We start from the raw sequence: 15,631 nt of genomic DNA on the forward strand, positions 1-15,631 counted from the left end.
CGGCAGCGCTGCGCTCACGTTTGCGGCTTTGCCACACTTGCCTCCGCATTTCCGGCGCCCCACTCTGCGGCGCCGGAAATTGCTTGAAAGTGCGACCTCGATGCGTAACGACGGCTGAAGCATTTTTATTCAGCAAAGTCAGCATCATGTCCCCTACCACAACAGCCGTACCGCCCCGCCACCTCACCGCGCAGGATTTCCGCACCCTTGGCCTCTCGGCCCTCGGCGGTGCGCTTGAGTTCTACGACTTCATCATCTTCGTCTTCTTCGCGGCGGTGATCGGCAAGCTGTTCTTTCCGCCCGATATGCCGGAGTGGCTGGTGACCATCCAGACCTTCGGGATCTTTGCCGCCGGCTATCTGGTTCGCCCGCTCGGTGGCATCGTCCTCGCCCATTTCGGCGACCTCTTTGGCCGCAAGCGCGTTTTTGCTTTCTCGATCCTGCTGATGGCGCTCTCAACGCTCGGCATGGCGGCGATGCCGACCTATGCTACCATCGGCGTTGCCGCTCCAATCCTCCTCGTGCTCATGCGCATCCTGCAAGGCGCGGCGATCGGCGGTGAAGTTCCCGGCGCCTGGACCTTCGTGGCCGAACACGTCCCCTTCCGCCGCGTCGGCTTTGCCTGCGGCTTCCTCTGCTCCGGCCTGACCCTCGGCATCCTGCTCGGATCCTTCATCGCGACGATCATCAACTCCGTCTTCACGCAAGATGATGTCGTCGCCTATGCATGGCGCATCCCGTTCTTCCTCGGCGGCATCTTCGGCCTCGTTGCCGTCTACCTCCGCCGCTGGCTGCAGGAGACGCCCGTCTTCGCAGAAATGAAACAGGCCCGCTCGCTTGCGCCGGAACTGCCGCTGAAGGCCGTGCTGCGCGACTACCCGCGTGGCGTCATCATCTCCATGCTGCTGACTTGGATCCTGTCGGCCGGCATCGTCGTGACAACACTGATGACGGCAACCTTCCTGCAGAAGCTCTATGGCTACACCGCGCAGCAGTCGCTTGCCGCCACCAGTTTCGGCACGCTGTTCCTGATCTTCGGAACTGCCGCCGCCGGCGCGATCGTCGATCGCGTTGGCTCAGGCCGCTTCTTCGTTGTCTCAAGTATCTTCTTTGGTGCTGCGACCTTCGCGTTCTACAGTTATGCCGCCGTTTCGCTGACCGTTCTTTTCGTGCTCTATGCGATCATGGGGCTATCGGTCGGTATGGTTGGAGCTGTGCCCTACGTAATGGTCCGCGCCTTCCCGGCCCGCGTTCGCTTTAGCGGCCTCTCCTTCTCCTACAACGTCTCCTACGCGATTTTCGGCGGCCTGACGCCTCTTGCAGTCGCATCGCTGCTGCCAATCAATCCGATGGCTCATGCCTACTACCTGCTCTTCATCGCCGCCCTCGCCTTCGTGCTAGGGCTCTATCTGATCGCCAAGGGAGACAGCGTCGAGGCAGACGTCGGCATCGAGGAACTCGCCGAGCGCCTCGCCGCCTAGCTGTCGGAGGCGTGTGGCCGCCGTCCGGCTTTGCTTCAAAGAAACGCTTCAATGATTACCTGCTATCTGCGTTACACGATCGACCCACACAAGGTGGCCGAATTCGAGGAGTATGCGCGCCTCTGGATTCCGATCGTCAATCGAATGGGAGGCACGCATCACGGCTATTTCCTGCCGTCCGAGGGCGCGAACAACATTGCCATTGCGCTGTTTTCGTTTCCGAGCCTCGCGGCCTACGAAGACTATCGCACGCGCATGGCAAGCGAACCCGAATGCCAGGCCGCGTTCGACAAACGAAATCGCAGCATCATCAGCTACGAGCGCAGCTTCATGCGCCCTGTTCTTGGCTGATCGATAGAAATGGAAAGCCCCGCTCTGGCGGGCCCGCTCTGGCGGGGCTTTCAGTTTGACGTTGGGCTCTAGCGGATCGCCTTGTCATTGGCATCGAACCGATGCATGTGGGCCATGTCCGGCGTCGCATAGACGATCTCGTCGGGCTCGTACTGATGCTCACCGAAAAGGCGCGCGGTGATCAGGCCGCACTGCTCGGATTCGAGATAGATGATCGTGTCCGCGCCGAGATGTTCGACGTGGACGACCTTCGCCCGCCACGTGCCCTGCTCGCGCGAAAGGGTCAAGTGCTCTGGGCGCACGCCAACAGTCTTTGCCGCGGCATCGCTAACCTTGTCACCCGGAATGAAGTTCATCATCGGCGAACCGATGAAGCCCGCAACGAAGGTGTTTGCAGGGCGGTTGTAGAGCTCCATTGGCGAGCCGACCTGCTCGATCGCACCGGCATTCAACACCACGATCTTGTCGGCAAGCGTCATCGCCTCGACCTGGTCGTGGGTGACGTAGATCATCGTCGCCTTGAGGCTGCGGTGCAGGCGCGCGATCTCAAGACGCGTCTGAACGCGCAAGGCTGCGTCGAGGTTCGACAACGGCTCATCGAAGAGGAAGAGCGCCGGCTCGCGCACGATCGCGCGGCCAATAGCGACGCGCTGGCGCTGACCACCGGAAAGCTCCGCCGGGCGCCGCGCCAGATAAGGCTCAAGCGACAGCATCGAGGACGCCTTGGTCACCCGCTTGTCGATCTCATTTTTCGGCGTGCCGGCCTGCTTCAAGCCGAGGCCCATGTTGTCCTTGACCGTCAGGTGCGGGTAGAGCGCATAGGATTGGAACACCATCGCGATGCCACGCTTGGCGGGAGGCGTCAGCGTCTCTTCCTTGCCATTGATGAAAACGGCGCCCGAGGTGACATCCTCCAATCCCGCAATGCTGCGCAGGAGGGTTGACTTGCCGCAGCCCGAAGGTCCGACAAAAATGACGAACTCGCCGTCCTTGACCTCTAGGTCGATGCCCTTCAGCACCTCATGCGTGCCGTAGGTCTTGCGGATGGATTTGAGTTGAAGCGATCCCACTAGTCGTAATCCTTACAGTTTGACCGGCTCTTGGAGCTTGACGGCTTGGCCGGTACGCACGCTTTCGTCGGCGGCGAGGCAGATGCGCAGCGAAGCGACGGCGTCTGCCATGTGGCGGTTAAGGTCGATATCCTCGCGAATGGCCTTCAGCATGAAGGCCTGCTCGCGGTCGCAGAGTTCCTGATGGCCTGGTTCTCCCGCCATCGTCATGTCCTGGTCCGGCCGTATGAACTTGCCGTCGGTTCCTGTCTCCGCCGTGTGCAGGCGAATGACTGAAGTCTTGGTGTGAGCGTCGATATCGTCGGACTTGGCGTTCGGATCCATCACGATCGAGACCGATCCCTTCGGCGACATGATGTCCTTCACGAAAAACGCCGTCTCGGAGATCATCGGGCCCCAGCCGGCCTCGTACCAGCCGACTGAACCATCCTCGAAAAGCACCTGGAGCTGGCCGTAATTATACATATCGGGCGCGATTTCGTCCGATAGACGCAGTCCCATGCCGCGCACTTCCACCGGTTTAGCGTCCGTGATCTGGCACATGACGTCGACATAATGCACACCGCAATCGACGATCGGAGAGGTCGTCTGCATCAACGACTTATGTGTTTCCCAGGTCGGACCGCTGGACTGCTGATTGAGATTCATGCGGAACACATACGGCCCACCGAGCTTGCGCGCCTCTTCGATCAGCCGCATCCAGGATGGATGGTGGCGAAGGATATAGCCGATCACCAATTTCCGGCCGGCCTTCTTCGCCGCCACCACGACGCGCTCCGCATCCGCAACGGTTGTTGCGAGCGGCTTCTCGACGAAAACGTCGCAACCAGCCTCGAAGGCAGCGACCGCATAGTCCGCATGCGTGTCCGAATAGGTGCAGACCGCACAGAGATCCGGTTTCGGCTCGGCAAGAGCGGCCTTGAAATCCGAATAGATCTTGTAGCCCCGTAGTTCCTCCGGCAGATCAGGCGTCGAGCGATTGACCAGCCCGACAATCTCGAAACCGGGATTGTTGTGATAGGCCAGCGCATGGCTGCGTCCCATGTTGCCGAGGCCGGCGACGAGAACGCGGATTGGCTTGGTCGTCGAACTCACTTGACCGCTCCCGAAGTGATGCCGCGGATGAGCTGCCGCGAGAAGATGACGTAGAGAACGAGGATCGGCAGGATCGCCAGCGAAAGCGCGGCAAGCACGGCGTTCCAATTGGTCACGAATTGCCCAATGAAAATCTGCGACCCGAGGGTGACGGTCTTCGTCGCCTCAGCGGGCGCCAGGATCAGCGGGAACCAGAGATCGTTCCAGATCGGGATCATCGTGAAGACTGCAACCGTAGCCATTGCCGGGCGCACCAACGGGATGACGAGCCGGAAGAAGATCGCATATTCCGACAGCCCATCGATGCGGCCGGCATTCTTGAGGTCGTCGGAGACGGTCCGCATGAATTCCGACAGGATGAAGATCGCCAGCGGAATGCCCTGCGCAGTGTAGACGAGGATCAGCGCCGTCAGCGTGTTCACGAGACCGGCGGCCACCATGCCCTGCAGGATTGCGACCGTACCAAGGCGGATCGGGATCATGATGCCGATCGCCATATAGAGGCCGGTCAACGTGTTGCCACGGAAACGGTATTCGGAGAGCGCGAAGGCGGCCATCGCGCCGAAGAGCAGCACCAGCGCGATCGAAACGATGGTGACGATGAAGCTGTTCTGGAAGTAAGTGGCGAAATCACCCTGCCCCAGCACTGTTCGATACCCGACAAGACTGAAGGTCGAGGGCGTCGGCACCTGCAGCGGCGAGCGGAAGATCGCGTTACGGTCTTTGAACGAGTTGATGATCGTCAGGAACACCGGAAAGATGGCAACCAGCGTATAGCCGATGAGCGCCAGGTGGACGAAGCTGGTGCGGATGGGGGATGTGCGTGCTCTGTTGGACATGGCACACTCCTCAGAACTGGTACCGGCGCATGCGCCGCTGGATGGCAAAAAGGTAGAACGACACGCCGGCGAGGATGATCAGGAACATCACCGTCGCGATCGTGGCGCCCATCGAGCGGTCGCCAAGCTGAAGCTGGAAACCGAAGAAGGTGCGGTAGAGGAGCGTACCCAGGATGTCGGTCGACATATCAGGCCCGGCAAGTGCGCCCTGCACGGTGTAGATCAGGTCGAAGGCGTTGAAGTTGCCGACAAAAGTCAGGATCGAGATGATGCCTATGGCGGGCAGGATGAGCGGTAGCTTGATCTTCCAGAACTGAGCCCAGCCGGTGATGCCGTCGCATTCGGCAGCTTCGATCACCTCTTCCGGGATACTGAGCAGCGCAGCGTAAATCAGCATCATCGGAATGCCGATGTACTGCCAATTCGAGATCAGCGACACGGCAATCAGCGCCGACCCGGACTGCCCTAGCCACGGCGCGAACAGGCTCTTCATGCCGACAAGGCTCATCAGCCACGGGGCAACGCCCCAGATCGGCGAAAGGATGAGCTTCCAGATGAAGCCGACGATCACGAAGGAAAGCAGCGTCGGCAGGAAGATTGCGGTGCGGTAGAACGCGACGAACCGCAGCCGTGGCGTCGACAGCAGCGCCGCCAGCGCGATGCCGATCGGGTTCTGCACGCACATGTGAATGACGAAGAATATGAAGTTGTTGACCAGCGCGTTCCAGAAGTCGTGTGCCCAGCGCGCATCGCCAAACAACACCTTGTAGTTCGCGAGCCCGACGAAGACAGGCGCGCCGTCGACAGTGTTGTAGAACGAAAGCCTCAGCGTTTCGATCAGCGGCAGGATCATGATCGCCGAATAAACGACAAATGCCGGGAAGAGAAAGACGCCGACGTGCCAGCGCACAGGGCGCTTAATGGGAACAACATCGACAGCGGATTCGGCTACGCTCATGGCTTTTGCCTGTTCTTCTTAGCTGCACCTATGGCGCAGCGCGTCTGACACAACGGGCAGAACGCCCTTTCCCTCTAGTCATCTCCCCGCCCTTCGGCTTTCGAAGGCGGCGGGGAGAAAAAGAGCGGATACGAAATTGGCTTTGAGCCGGAATGAGGGACGGCTAACGCCGCCCCTCACATCTCAATCACTTGGCAGGCTTGAACCAGCTGTCGAGGCCGTCCTGCAGCTTCTTGGCGGCATCGGCTGGCGTCACGGTGCCGTTGACGACGTTCGCCGAAGCAACCCAGGTTTCGTTTTCGAGGTTCGGCGTACCACGCGACAGAATCTGGTACGTCGAGCGGATCGTCGACTTGAACGGGCCGCGCCAGGAAACGAATTCCTGGGCCAGCGGATCAGCCATCTTCACCGGCGTCGAGTTCAGGCTGAAGAAGCCCGGCAACGAGTTGGCGTAGATTTCGGCGAATTCCGGCGAGGCGACCCAGGTGAGGAACTTCTTGGCTTCCTCGGCATGGGTGCTCTTGGCGTTCAGGCCGACAGCGATATCCGGATGGTCGGAGATGTAGCCCTGGTCGCCAGCTTTCGGAACCGGCGGCGGGAAAGCGCCCATCTTGAACTGGGCCTGGCTGTTGAACAGCGAGATTTCCCAGGAACCGGCCGGGTAGATGGCGGCGCGGCCGAGCGTAAAGAGGTTCTGGCTGTCCGAATAGGTCTGGGCTTCGAAACCGTCACCGAGATAGGGCTTCCACTTGGCGATTTGTTCGAAAGGCTGGACCCATTCCGGATCGGTCAGCTTCTGCTTGCCTGAGATCAGCGCCAGACGACCGTCTTCGCCCTTCCAGTAGTTCGGACCGACGTTCTGGTAGCCCATGGTTGCGGCTTCCCAGAGATCCTTCGTGCCCATGGCGAGCGGAATGTAGGTGCCGTCCGCCTTGATCTTGTCGAGGGCGGCGAAGAATTCCTCTTCGGTCTTCGGAACGGAGATGCCGAGCTTGTCGAAGGCATCCTTGTTGTAAATGAAGCCATGGATGACCGAGGCCATCGGCACACAGAAGGTGGACTTGCCGTCATCGGTTGTCCAGGCGGCCTTGGCGACGGGCGAGAAGTTCTCCATGCCCGGCAGGCTCGTCAGATCGGCGAGCTGCTTCTTATCAAAGATTCCGAGCGAAGGGTCGAACGGCCGGCAGGTGATGATATCACCGGCGGAGCCGGCATCGAGCTTGGCGTTCAGCGAAGCGTTGTACTCGGTCGGCGCGGTCGGCGAGAAGACGATCTTGATGCCGGGGTTCTTGGCTTCGAACGCCGGGATAATCTTTTCCTGCCAGATCTGCAGGTCGTCGTTACGCCAGCTCTCGACCGTCAGCGTAACGTCGGCGGCATGAGCAAAGCCCACTGATGTCAGCAGGCTGGACGCCAGCAGGAAGCCTCTAAGTGCGGTGTTCTTCATTTCCCTCTCCTGTTTTATGCGCCGGTGAGGCGCTGTTCCTGACCTGAAACCAGCGTTCGCGTGCATGAGGTGACACGCAACGCCACTCGAGGGCCGTCAGCAGCTGCCGGCCCGAAAGCTCAAAATCGGCGCGACAGATAACACCTGTCGACCAGACGGCGCACCCGAACAAGAAACCGATCCGGCGCAGCCATGAAAGGGAAAGCTGACGGCAAATGAACGGATCGAGAGCGACGGTGTCGCTACGGCCGGATCTGCATTTCATCGAGTGACCCGGCTTATCTCTATCCTGCCGTTTATCGCTGCTCGATGCGCTGTTCCCTTGAGTTGAATTAAGGCCAAAAAAATACCAATTGTCCAGCCGATTTTAACACTCGAACGACAGAAAAGTCGTCAAAAAAATTTTATTCATAAAAATCAGATAGATAAAAAGATGATTTTTCGCCACGCTTTTGACTTGGTAAATGGTATTTTTTTGGTATTGTAGTGAAAACAAGGGGAATGGGCGGATTTGGTGGTTCAATGACAGAACTTGCGATCGGCATTGACGGCGGAGGCTCCAGCTGCCGCGCCGCAGTCACGGATGCGACAGGGCGCATTCTGGGCCGTGGCACGGCCGGCCCGTCGAACATCCTGTCCGACCTCGAAAACTCGCTGCTCAATATCGTAGCGTCAGCCGAAAACGCGTTGAATGACGCCGGCCTTTCCTCTGAAACCGTTTCCAGCGTCTCTGCCGTCGTCGGCGTCGCCGGCGCGAATGTGGGCGACTATGCCGAACGCATCGAGCGTGCCCTGCCTTTTGCCCGGCGCCGTGTCGTAACAGATGCGACGACGGCACTCCAAGGAGCGCTCGGCGATTCCGACGGTGTGATTGGAGCGTTCGGAACGGGCTCGGTCTACAATGCGCGCCGCAACGGAAAGCTCTACGGCATTGGCGGCTGGGGATTCGTCGTCGGCGACCAGGCCAGTGGCGCTCGCCTCGGCCGGGACCTGCTGGAGCAGTCTTTGCTGGCCCATGACGGGGTGCGCCCCTCCTCCCCGGTCACCCAGACCGTCATGGCTGAATATGGCGACGATCCTGAGCGCGTCGTCAAGTTCGCCCACGTCTCCCGCCCGAATGACTTCGCCCGCTACGCGCCCGTTGTGTTCGAGGCCGCTGCCAAGGGCGACTCGGTCGCGACGGCGATCGTGCAGAACGCAGCAGCCTCGATCGGCGAGAGCCTGGATGCGTTGCTCTGGCCGGAATGCGAGGTGATCTGCCTGTTGGGCGGACTGGCAAAGGCCTATCGTCCATGGCTTGCTGAACGTCACGCTGTCCTGCTGCGTGAGCCGAAGGGCGACGTCCTGCAGGGCGCCATTGATCTCGCAGTGAAGTTTCTCCACGAGGAAGGAAGAGGCGCGGCATGACCGACGATTTTGCAAGCCTCCTTTCCCCCGAACGTCTTCAAGCCGGCGGCACAGGCCCGCTTTATGTAAAGCTGCGCCGCACGCTGGAAGATGCCATTCGCACTGGCACGCTCAGTCATGGCGATGCCCTGCCGCCTGAGCGCGACATCGCGGAACTGGCGACCGTCAGCCGGGTGACCGTGCGCAAAGCGATCGATGAGCTTGTCGCGGACGGGTTGCTCATCCGCCGCCACGGTTCCGGCACCTTCGTGACAAAGCCGGTATCGAAGGTCGAACAGCGCCTCTCGCAGCTCACCTCCTTTACGGAGGATATGGCCCGTCGCGGCATGACCTCCCGCTCCGAATGGCTGCACAAGGGTATCCACACGCCCTCTCCCGACGAAATGATGATTCTCGGTCTCGCGACCGATGTCAGGGTCTCACGCCTCAGCCGATTGCGCATCGCCGACGACCAGCCGCTGGCCATCGAAAATGCCAGTGTTTCCGGCGAGTTCCTGCCCGATCCTTTCGTGGTGACAACGTCGCTCTATGAGGAGCTCGAGCGTCGCCAGGTCCGGCCCGTCCGCGCGGTGCAGAGAATTTCGGCGACCAACATGAAAGAGGTCGATGCCCATCTTCTCGGCGTTCCCGTCGGCGCCGCAGGGCTGTCGATCGAGCGTATTTCATACCTTGGTTCGGGACGCGCGGTCGAATTCACCCGCTCGCTCTACCGCGGGGATGCCTATGATTTTGTCGCCGAACTGACGATCGGTCCGTCGTGATTCCTTGTCGCATTGAATGGACGGCAATGCCCGTCTATTGATGGCACCCATGACAAGTCGCATCACTATCCTCGACACCATCTCCGATCCCGGCAATCCCGCAAAGCCGAACGACGACAGCTTCGGCCATAACGACGCCTGCGCCTTCGTAATCGACGGTGCGACGGGCCTCGGCGATCGCCAATATATGGATGAGGGAGGTAGCGACGCCGCCTGGATCGCCCAGCACTTCGCCCGTGGCTTTCAGGATCGGATTACCCGTGACAGCAGCGTCTCGGAGATTGCTCGCAGCCTGTCTCTGGCAGCCCGCACGGAGTTCTTAGCCCACAACGAGAGCGTCCCGCGCTACGCGTGGCCGCTGACCGCCTTTGCCATGTTGCACCACACGCGCGACGGTTTCCACTTCGTCGGCCTTGGCGACTCCTGCCTCTTTCTGTTGCAGGAAGACGGCTCGGCAGCGATGCACATGGCTATTCCCGGTGCCTATGAGTATGAACAGAACCAGGCGCGAAAGCACATTGCACGCACGGGCGGCATTACCAAGGAAGGTGGCGCGCTCGGCAATTCCGAAACGCTCGCCCTATTGCGCCAGCACCGAGAGCGCCAGAACACGCCGGCAAGCGGCGTCTGGACCCTCGGCCTCGTGCCGGAGGCGGCCGATCATCTGGTTTCAGAGCGGCTGGATATCAGGGGCAAAGCGCACGCCATCGTCTGCAGCGACGGTTTTTCAGACCTCGCGGTCCTTTACGCGACCTATGATTCTACAAGCTTGGTGCGCACTGCACTCGCCAAGGGTCTGCGGCCGATGCTCGACGAACTTCGGCGCTTCGAACGCGAGATTGATCCCGAAGGGCTCCGCTATCCACGCTACAAGCAGAGCGACGACACCACGGCGTTGCTTGTCGAGTTGACACCCAGCGCCTGAGGCGATTTTCGATTCAGATTCAGTGCGTTGCGACCAAGAGCTAAATCAATCCCTCTGGTCCTTGAATCAAATACTGAAGACGCCGCCGATCAGGCAGCGTCCTCGATTTCCTCGTCACGCTTGCGCGGTACGTAGTTGAGGACCGGTCCAAGCCAACGTTCGACCTCGGCTACGTCCATGCCCTTCCGGGCTGCGTAGTCCTCGACCTGGTCCCGCTCCACCTTGGCGACGCCGAAGTAGTAGGATTCGGGATGGCCGATGTAGATGCCGGAGACCGACGAACCCGGCCACATCGCATAACTCTCGGTGAGCTGCACGCCGGCAGCCTTTTCGGCATCGAGCAGAGCAAACAGCGTCTTCTTCTCGGTGTGATCGGGCTGCGCCGGATAGCCCGGCGCCGGACGGATACCGGCATATTCCTCGCTGATCAGCTGCTCGTTGGAGAGATGCTCATCCTTGGCATAACCCCAATATTCGCGACGAACCTGCTCGTGCATGCATTCCGCAAAGGCCTCCGCGAAGCGATCGGCCAGCGCCTTCAGGAGGATCGACGAATAGTCGTCGTTCGCACGTTCGAAGCGTTCCGCGATAGCGATCTCTTCGATACCGGCTGAAACGACGAAGCCGCCGACATAGTCGTGAATGCCGCTGTCGGCTGGCGCCACGAAGTCCGACAATGCGACGTTCGGCCGGCCATCGCGCTTCGAAAGCTGCTGGCGCAGCGTAAAGAAGGTGGCAAGCTCCTCCTTGCGGCTATCGTCCTTGAACAGCCGGATATCGTCGCCGACCGCGTTCGCCGGCCAGAAGCCGATGACGGCGCGCGGGTTGAACCACTTCTCGTCGATGATCTTCTTCAGCATGGCCTGCGCGTCGGCCCACAGCGCGCGAGCCGCCTCGCCCTGCTTTTCGTCTTCGAGAATTGCCGGGAACCGCCCACGCAGCTCCCAGGTCTGGAAGAACGGCGTCCAGTCGATGTACTTGGCGATCTCGGCAAGATCGTAGCCGTCGAATACCTTGGTGCCGAGGAAGCTCGGCTTTGTCGGCTTGTAGGCCGCCCAGTCGACCGCAGCGGCATTTTCACGGGCACGTGCCAGCGGCAGGCGCACCTTCTCCGCCTCGCTGCGGGCGTGCGCTGCAGCGACCTTCGCATATTCGGCGCGGATGTCGGCCACATAACCGTCGCGACCTTCAGGTGACAACAGCGAGGAAACGACGCCGACCGCGCGGCTGGCATCCGTCACATAGACGGTCTGGCCCTTGTTGTAGCCCGGGTGGATCTTGACTGCCGTGTGGACACGGCTGGTCGTCGCGCCACCGATCAAGAGCGGCAGGTCCAGTCCCTGACGTTCCATTTCAGCGGCGACATGCACCATTTCGTCGAGCGACGGGGTAATCAGGCCGGAGAGGCCGATGACATCCACCTGCTCGGCGACGGCAGTCTCGAGGATCTTCGTTGCTGGCACCATGACACCGAGATCGATGATCTCGTAATTGTTGCAGGCGAGAACGACACCGACGATGTTCTTGCCGATATCGTGGACGTCGCCCTTCACGGTCGCCATCAGGATCTTGCCGGCAGCCTTGCGCTCGTCGCCGCCGTTCAGTCGCTTCTCCTCTTCCATGTAGGGAAGGAGTACCGCGACCGCCTGTTTCATCACGCGCGCCGACTTGACGACCTGCGGCAGGAACATCTTGCCGGAGCCGAAGAGATCGCCGACCACGTTCATGCCGGCCATCAGCGGGCCTTCGATGACATGCAACGGCCGCTCCGCTTGCTGACGGGCTTCCTCGGTGTCGGCTTCGATATATTCGGTGATACCGTTGACCAGCGCATGCTCCAGCCGCTTTGCGACCGGCCATTCGCGCCAGGTGAGATCCTGCACCTTCGCTTCCCGGGTGCCGGCACCACGATAACGCTCTGCCACTTCAAGCAGCCGCTCGGTCGCGTCGGCGCGGCGGTTCAGCACGACGTCTTCGCAGGCTTCGCGCAGCTCCGGGTCGATATTGTCATAGACCGCCAGCTGACCGGCATTGACGATGCCCATGTCCATCCCCGCCTGGATGGCGTGGTAAAGGAACACGGCGTGCATCGCCTCGCGCACCGGCTCGTTGCCGCGGAACGAGAAGGACAGGTTCGAGACGCCGCCCGAAATATGCACCAGCGGCATCGTCTTACGGATCGTCCGCGTCGCCTCGATGAAGTCGACGCCATAGTTGTTGTGCTCCTCGATGCCGGTCGCGACAGCAAAGACGTTCGGATCGAAGATGATGTCCTCAGGCGGGAAGCCCGCCTTTTCAGTCAGGATCTTGTAGGCGCGCGTGCAGATCTCGACCTTGCGCTCGTAGCTGTCTGCCTGCCCCGTCTCATCGAAGGCCATGACCACGACGGCCGCGCCATAAGCGTGCAGCAGCTTCGCCTGCGCCAGGAAGTTCTCTTCGCCTTCCTTGAGCGAGATCGAGTTGACGATCGGCTTACCCTGGACACGCTTCAGGCCGGACTCGATGATCGAGAACTTCGAGGAGTCGATCATCACAGGCACGCGAGCGATATCCGGTTCGGCGGCGATCAGGTTCAGAAACTCGATCATCGCCTTTTCGGAATCGATCAAGCCCTCGTCCATGTTGATGTCGATGATCTGCGCGCCGTTTTCAACTTGGTCGCGTGCCACATCGAGCGCTGCCGTGTAGTCGGCATTGGTGATCAGCTTGCGGAACTTGGCGGAGCCCGTGACGTTGGTGCGCTCACCGACGTTGACGAAGGGAATGTCCTTGGTCAGCTCGAACGGTTCGAGACCCGACAGCGACATGAAGGGGCGATGCTCGGGAATCGGGCGTGGCTTGTACTTCGCCACCACCTCAGCGATCGCCTTGATATGTTCAGGCGTCGAGCCGCAGCAGCCGCCAACGATGTTGACGAGGCCTTCGCGTGCAAACTCGTCGATCTGCGCCGCCATCAGTTCCGGCGTCTCGTCATACTGGCCGAACTCGTTCGGCAGGCCAGCATTCGGATAGGCGCAGATGAAGGTATCGGCAACGCCCGACAGCTCCTGCAAGTGCGGACGCATGGCGTTGGCGCCGAGTGCGCAATTCAGGCCGATCGTAAACGGGTTGGCGTGCCGCACCGAGTTCCAGAACGCCGACGGCGTCTGGCCGGACAGGGTACGGCCGGAAAGATCGGTGATCGTGCCGGAGATCATGACCGGCAGGCGGATGCCCTTCGCCTCGAAGCGCTCCTCGCAGGCAAAGATCGCGGCCTTCGCATTCAAGGTGTCGAAGATCGTCTCGATGAGGATGATATCGGCGCCACCATCGATCAGGCCGTCGATCTGCTCGCCATAAGCGATGCGCAGGTCGTCGAAGCTGACGGCGCGGAAGCCCGGATTGTTGACGTCGGGCGAAATCGACGCGGTGCGGTTCGTCGGGCCGATGGCACCGGCGACGAAACGACGACGGCCGTCCTCGCGCTCAGCACGGATCGCGGCGCGGCGCACGATCTCGGCGCCCTCCTTGTTAAGCGCATAGACTTCGCCTTCCATCGCATAGTCGGCCTGTGCGATGCGGGTCGACGAAAAGGTGTTGGTCTCCAGAATATCGGCGCCGGCCTTTGCGTATTTGTAATGGATCTCTTCGATCGCATCCGGCTGCGTCAGGATCAGCAGGTCGTTGTTGCCCTTCTGATGGCAGGCACAACCGATGAAGCGATCACCACGAAAATGGTCTTCGTCGAAGCCAAGCCCCTGGATCTGCGTGCCCATGGCGCCGTCAAGAACGAGGATACGTTCACTGGCAGCTTTCTTGAGCGCCGCAAACACTTCGCTACCGTCGCGCTTTGTCCCTTCGGGACTAAACAGAGTATCAAACACGGGCGGACTCCTTGACGTCGTTACAGGCCAATTGGTCAAATCACATAAAGATATCTTTATGTCAATATATGCCCATCATGTGGCGCCTTTGCGGCGCTGGGCAGATGACAGACTCGGGCGACCCCTATATAGGCGGTTACGAAGGCTTTGTGCACGAAATTGGAGGAGTATCATGGTACTAGCAATCGGCGACGCCGCGCTTGGAAACTGGACCACCCGCGCCTACCACCGCAATTGGCTTCTCGCACAGGCAAACGGCCTTTTCGATTTCTTCCAGCACAACTCCGTCAACCCGAAAGGCGGCTTCTTCGATCTCGACGATGCCGGCAAACCGCTCAATGCCGCCGGTCAGGTCCGTCCGATCCACATAGCCTCACGCGCCGTTCATTGCTTTGCGATCGGCACGCTGCTCGGCCGTCCCGGTGCCTCCGACGTCGTGGATCATGGCATGCAGTACATCTGGAACCATCACCGTGACACCAAGAACGGCGGTTACTTCTGGTCGCTCGATGACAAGGGCCCCGTCGATTCAAACAAGCAGGGTTATGGCCACGCCTTCGTCCTGCTCGCAGCGTCCTCCGCCAAGACGGTCGGCCATCCGCTTGCCGACGGCATGCTTGCCGATATTGCCGAGGTCCTGAATACCAAGTTCTGGGAAGCCAAGCACGGCGCCATTGCCGAAGAGTTCACCGCCGACTGGCAGGCTCTCGACGGCGGCAACTACCGTGGCCAGAACTCCAACATGCATTTGACCGAAGCGCTGATGGCGGCCTTCGAGGCAACCGGCGACCGCGACTATCTCGCCAAGGCTGAAAGCATTGCTGATCTCGTCATTCGTCGAGCCGCCGGCTCCGTCGGTTGGCGCGTTGCCGAGCACTTCACCACCGATTGGGGCCTCGACAAGGATTACTATCATCCGAACGAAATGTTCCGCCCGGCAGGCACTACTCCTGGTCATTGGCTGGAGTGGGCGCGCCTCCTTCTCCAGCTCTGGGTGCTTGGCGGCAAGAAGCAGGAGTGGATGCCAGATGCGGCGAAGAGCCTGTTCTCGCAGTCGATCGCCCTCGGTTGGGACGACGACAAGGGCGGCTTCTTCTATACACTCGACTGGGAAGACAAGCCGGCCAAGCGCAACAAGCTGTGGTGGCCGGCCTGCGAGGGCGCTGCCGCCGCGCACTTCCTCAATGAGCACCTGCCAAGCGACTACCACGAGGAACATTACCGCAGGATCTGGAACGTGATCGAACGCGCCTTCATCGACCACAAGAATGGCGGTTGGCACGAGGAGCTGACGGAAAATCTGGTACCCTCACACAGCCTGTTCCCCGGCAAGGGCGACATCTACCACGCCCTGCAGGCCTGCCTGATCCCCCTCTTCCCCGCAACCGGAAGCCTAACCAAGGTCATTCCCGAGGCGGGCGGCAAGATCTGATA

Annotated in this window: 12 protein-coding genes; 6 read left to right on the forward strand and 6 right to left on the reverse strand. The window is 60.6% G+C overall.

Annotated elements, in window-relative coordinates:
- Positions 1-146: 146 nt before the first annotated feature.
- Positions 147-1,481: an MFS transporter gene (locus IB248_RS11145; protein WP_113471571.1), complete on the forward strand. Its 1,335-nt coding sequence runs from the start codon at positions 147-149 to the stop codon at positions 1,479-1,481.
- 51 nt (positions 1,482-1,532) lie between these two features.
- On the forward strand, positions 1,533-1,832 hold the full coding sequence (locus IB248_RS11150) for an NIPSNAP family protein (protein WP_169681481.1): 300 nt from the start codon (positions 1,533-1,535) through the stop codon (positions 1,830-1,832).
- 68 nt (positions 1,833-1,900) lie between these two features.
- Here IB248_RS11150 and ugpC read toward each other — a convergent pair whose 3' ends face one another.
- The 5 genes from ugpC to IB248_RS11175 all read right to left on the reverse strand — a co-directional run bounded on the left by ugpC (position 1,901) and on the right by IB248_RS11175 (position 7,241).
- On the reverse strand, positions 1,901-2,902 hold the full coding sequence (ugpC, locus tag IB248_RS11155; protein WP_018857123.1) for a sn-glycerol-3-phosphate ABC transporter ATP-binding protein UgpC: 1,002 nt from the start codon (positions 2,900-2,902) through the stop codon (positions 1,901-1,903).
- A 12-nt stretch (positions 2,903-2,914) separates the two neighbouring features.
- Positions 2,915-3,997 (reverse strand): Gfo/Idh/MocA family oxidoreductase, encoded by a 1,083-nt coding sequence (locus IB248_RS11160; RefSeq protein ID WP_169681483.1) that lies wholly within the window; start codon positions 3,995-3,997, stop codon positions 2,915-2,917.
- Positions 3,994-4,836: a carbohydrate ABC transporter permease gene (locus IB248_RS11165; protein WP_018857125.1), complete on the reverse strand. Its 843-nt coding sequence runs from the start codon at positions 4,834-4,836 to the stop codon at positions 3,994-3,996. The genes IB248_RS11160 and IB248_RS11165 overlap by 4 nt, the downstream gene beginning before the upstream one ends.
- Positions 4,837-4,846: 10 nt before the next feature.
- The gene (locus IB248_RS11170; protein ID WP_018116212.1) at positions 4,847-5,794 is read right to left on the reverse strand and encodes a sugar ABC transporter permease; all 948 of its coding nucleotides are present in this window, start codon (positions 5,792-5,794) and stop codon (positions 4,847-4,849) included.
- 187 nt (positions 5,795-5,981) lie between these two features.
- A complete protein-coding gene (locus IB248_RS11175) occupies positions 5,982-7,241 on the reverse strand; it encodes an ABC transporter substrate-binding protein (protein ID WP_113471569.1) in 1,260 nt (419 codons plus the stop codon).
- Between the two features lie 522 nt (positions 7,242-7,763).
- Here IB248_RS11175 and IB248_RS11180 point away from each other — a divergent pair.
- From IB248_RS11180 to IB248_RS11190, 3 genes are read left to right on the forward strand one after another with little or no spacing between them, the layout of a single operon-like run.
- Positions 7,764-8,648: an N-acetylglucosamine kinase gene (locus IB248_RS11180; RefSeq protein WP_169681485.1), complete on the forward strand. Its 885-nt coding sequence runs from the start codon at positions 7,764-7,766 to the stop codon at positions 8,646-8,648.
- The gene (locus IB248_RS11185) at positions 8,645-9,409 is read left to right on the forward strand and encodes a GntR family transcriptional regulator (protein WP_018857128.1); all 765 of its coding nucleotides are present in this window, start codon (positions 8,645-8,647) and stop codon (positions 9,407-9,409) included. The genes IB248_RS11180 and IB248_RS11185 overlap by 4 nt, the downstream gene beginning before the upstream one ends.
- Before the next feature lie 49 nt (positions 9,410-9,458).
- The gene (locus IB248_RS11190) at positions 9,459-10,334 is read left to right on the forward strand and encodes a protein phosphatase 2C domain-containing protein (RefSeq protein WP_112645365.1); all 876 of its coding nucleotides are present in this window, start codon (positions 9,459-9,461) and stop codon (positions 10,332-10,334) included.
- 89 nt (positions 10,335-10,423) lie between these two features.
- On the opposite strand, the gene metH is transcribed toward IB248_RS11190, so the two are convergent.
- Positions 10,424-14,197: a methionine synthase gene (gene metH, locus IB248_RS11195; RefSeq protein ID WP_113471568.1), complete on the reverse strand. Its 3,774-nt coding sequence runs from the start codon at positions 14,195-14,197 to the stop codon at positions 10,424-10,426.
- Positions 14,198-14,369: 172 nt separating this feature from the next.
- Here metH and IB248_RS11200 point away from each other — a divergent pair, with 172 nt between their 5' ends.
- Complete coding sequence (locus IB248_RS11200) at positions 14,370-15,629, forward strand: AGE family epimerase/isomerase (protein WP_169681487.1); 1,260 nt, start codon at positions 14,370-14,372, stop codon at positions 15,627-15,629.
- Positions 15,630-15,631: the final 2 nt, after the last annotated feature.

Origin of the sequence: Rhizobium sp. RHZ01, assembly GCF_014851595.1 — a bacterium.
GTDB classification, from domain to species: Bacteria; Pseudomonadota; Alphaproteobacteria; order Rhizobiales; family Rhizobiaceae; genus Rhizobium; species Rhizobium altiplani.

Excerpts from the sequence above, each read along its gene's own strand:
- IB248_RS11145 (WP_113471571.1), top strand. The coding sequence starts at position 147 with ATGTCCCCTACCACAACAGCCGTACCGCCCCGCCACCTCACCGCGCAG.
- IB248_RS11150 (WP_169681481.1), top strand. The coding sequence starts at position 1,533 with ATGATTACCTGCTATCTGCGTTACACGATCGACCCACACAAGGTGGCC.
- IB248_RS11165 (WP_018857125.1), bottom strand. The coding sequence starts at position 4,836 with ATGTCCAACAGAGCACGCACATCCCCCATCCGCACCAGCTTCGTCCAC.
- IB248_RS11170 (WP_018116212.1), bottom strand. The coding sequence starts at position 5,794 with ATGAGCGTAGCCGAATCCGCTGTCGATGTTGTTCCCATTAAGCGCCCT.
- IB248_RS11175 (WP_113471569.1), bottom strand. The coding sequence starts at position 7,241 with ATGAAGAACACCGCACTTAGAGGCTTCCTGCTGGCGTCCAGCCTGCTG.
- IB248_RS11180 (WP_169681485.1), top strand. The coding sequence starts at position 7,764 with ATGACAGAACTTGCGATCGGCATTGACGGCGGAGGCTCCAGCTGCCGC.
- IB248_RS11185 (WP_018857128.1), top strand. The coding sequence starts at position 8,645 with ATGACCGACGATTTTGCAAGCCTCCTTTCCCCCGAACGTCTTCAAGCC.
- IB248_RS11190 (WP_112645365.1), top strand. The coding sequence starts at position 9,459 with ATGACAAGTCGCATCACTATCCTCGACACCATCTCCGATCCCGGCAAT.
- IB248_RS11200 (WP_169681487.1), top strand. The coding sequence starts at position 14,370 with ATGGTACTAGCAATCGGCGACGCCGCGCTTGGAAACTGGACCACCCGC.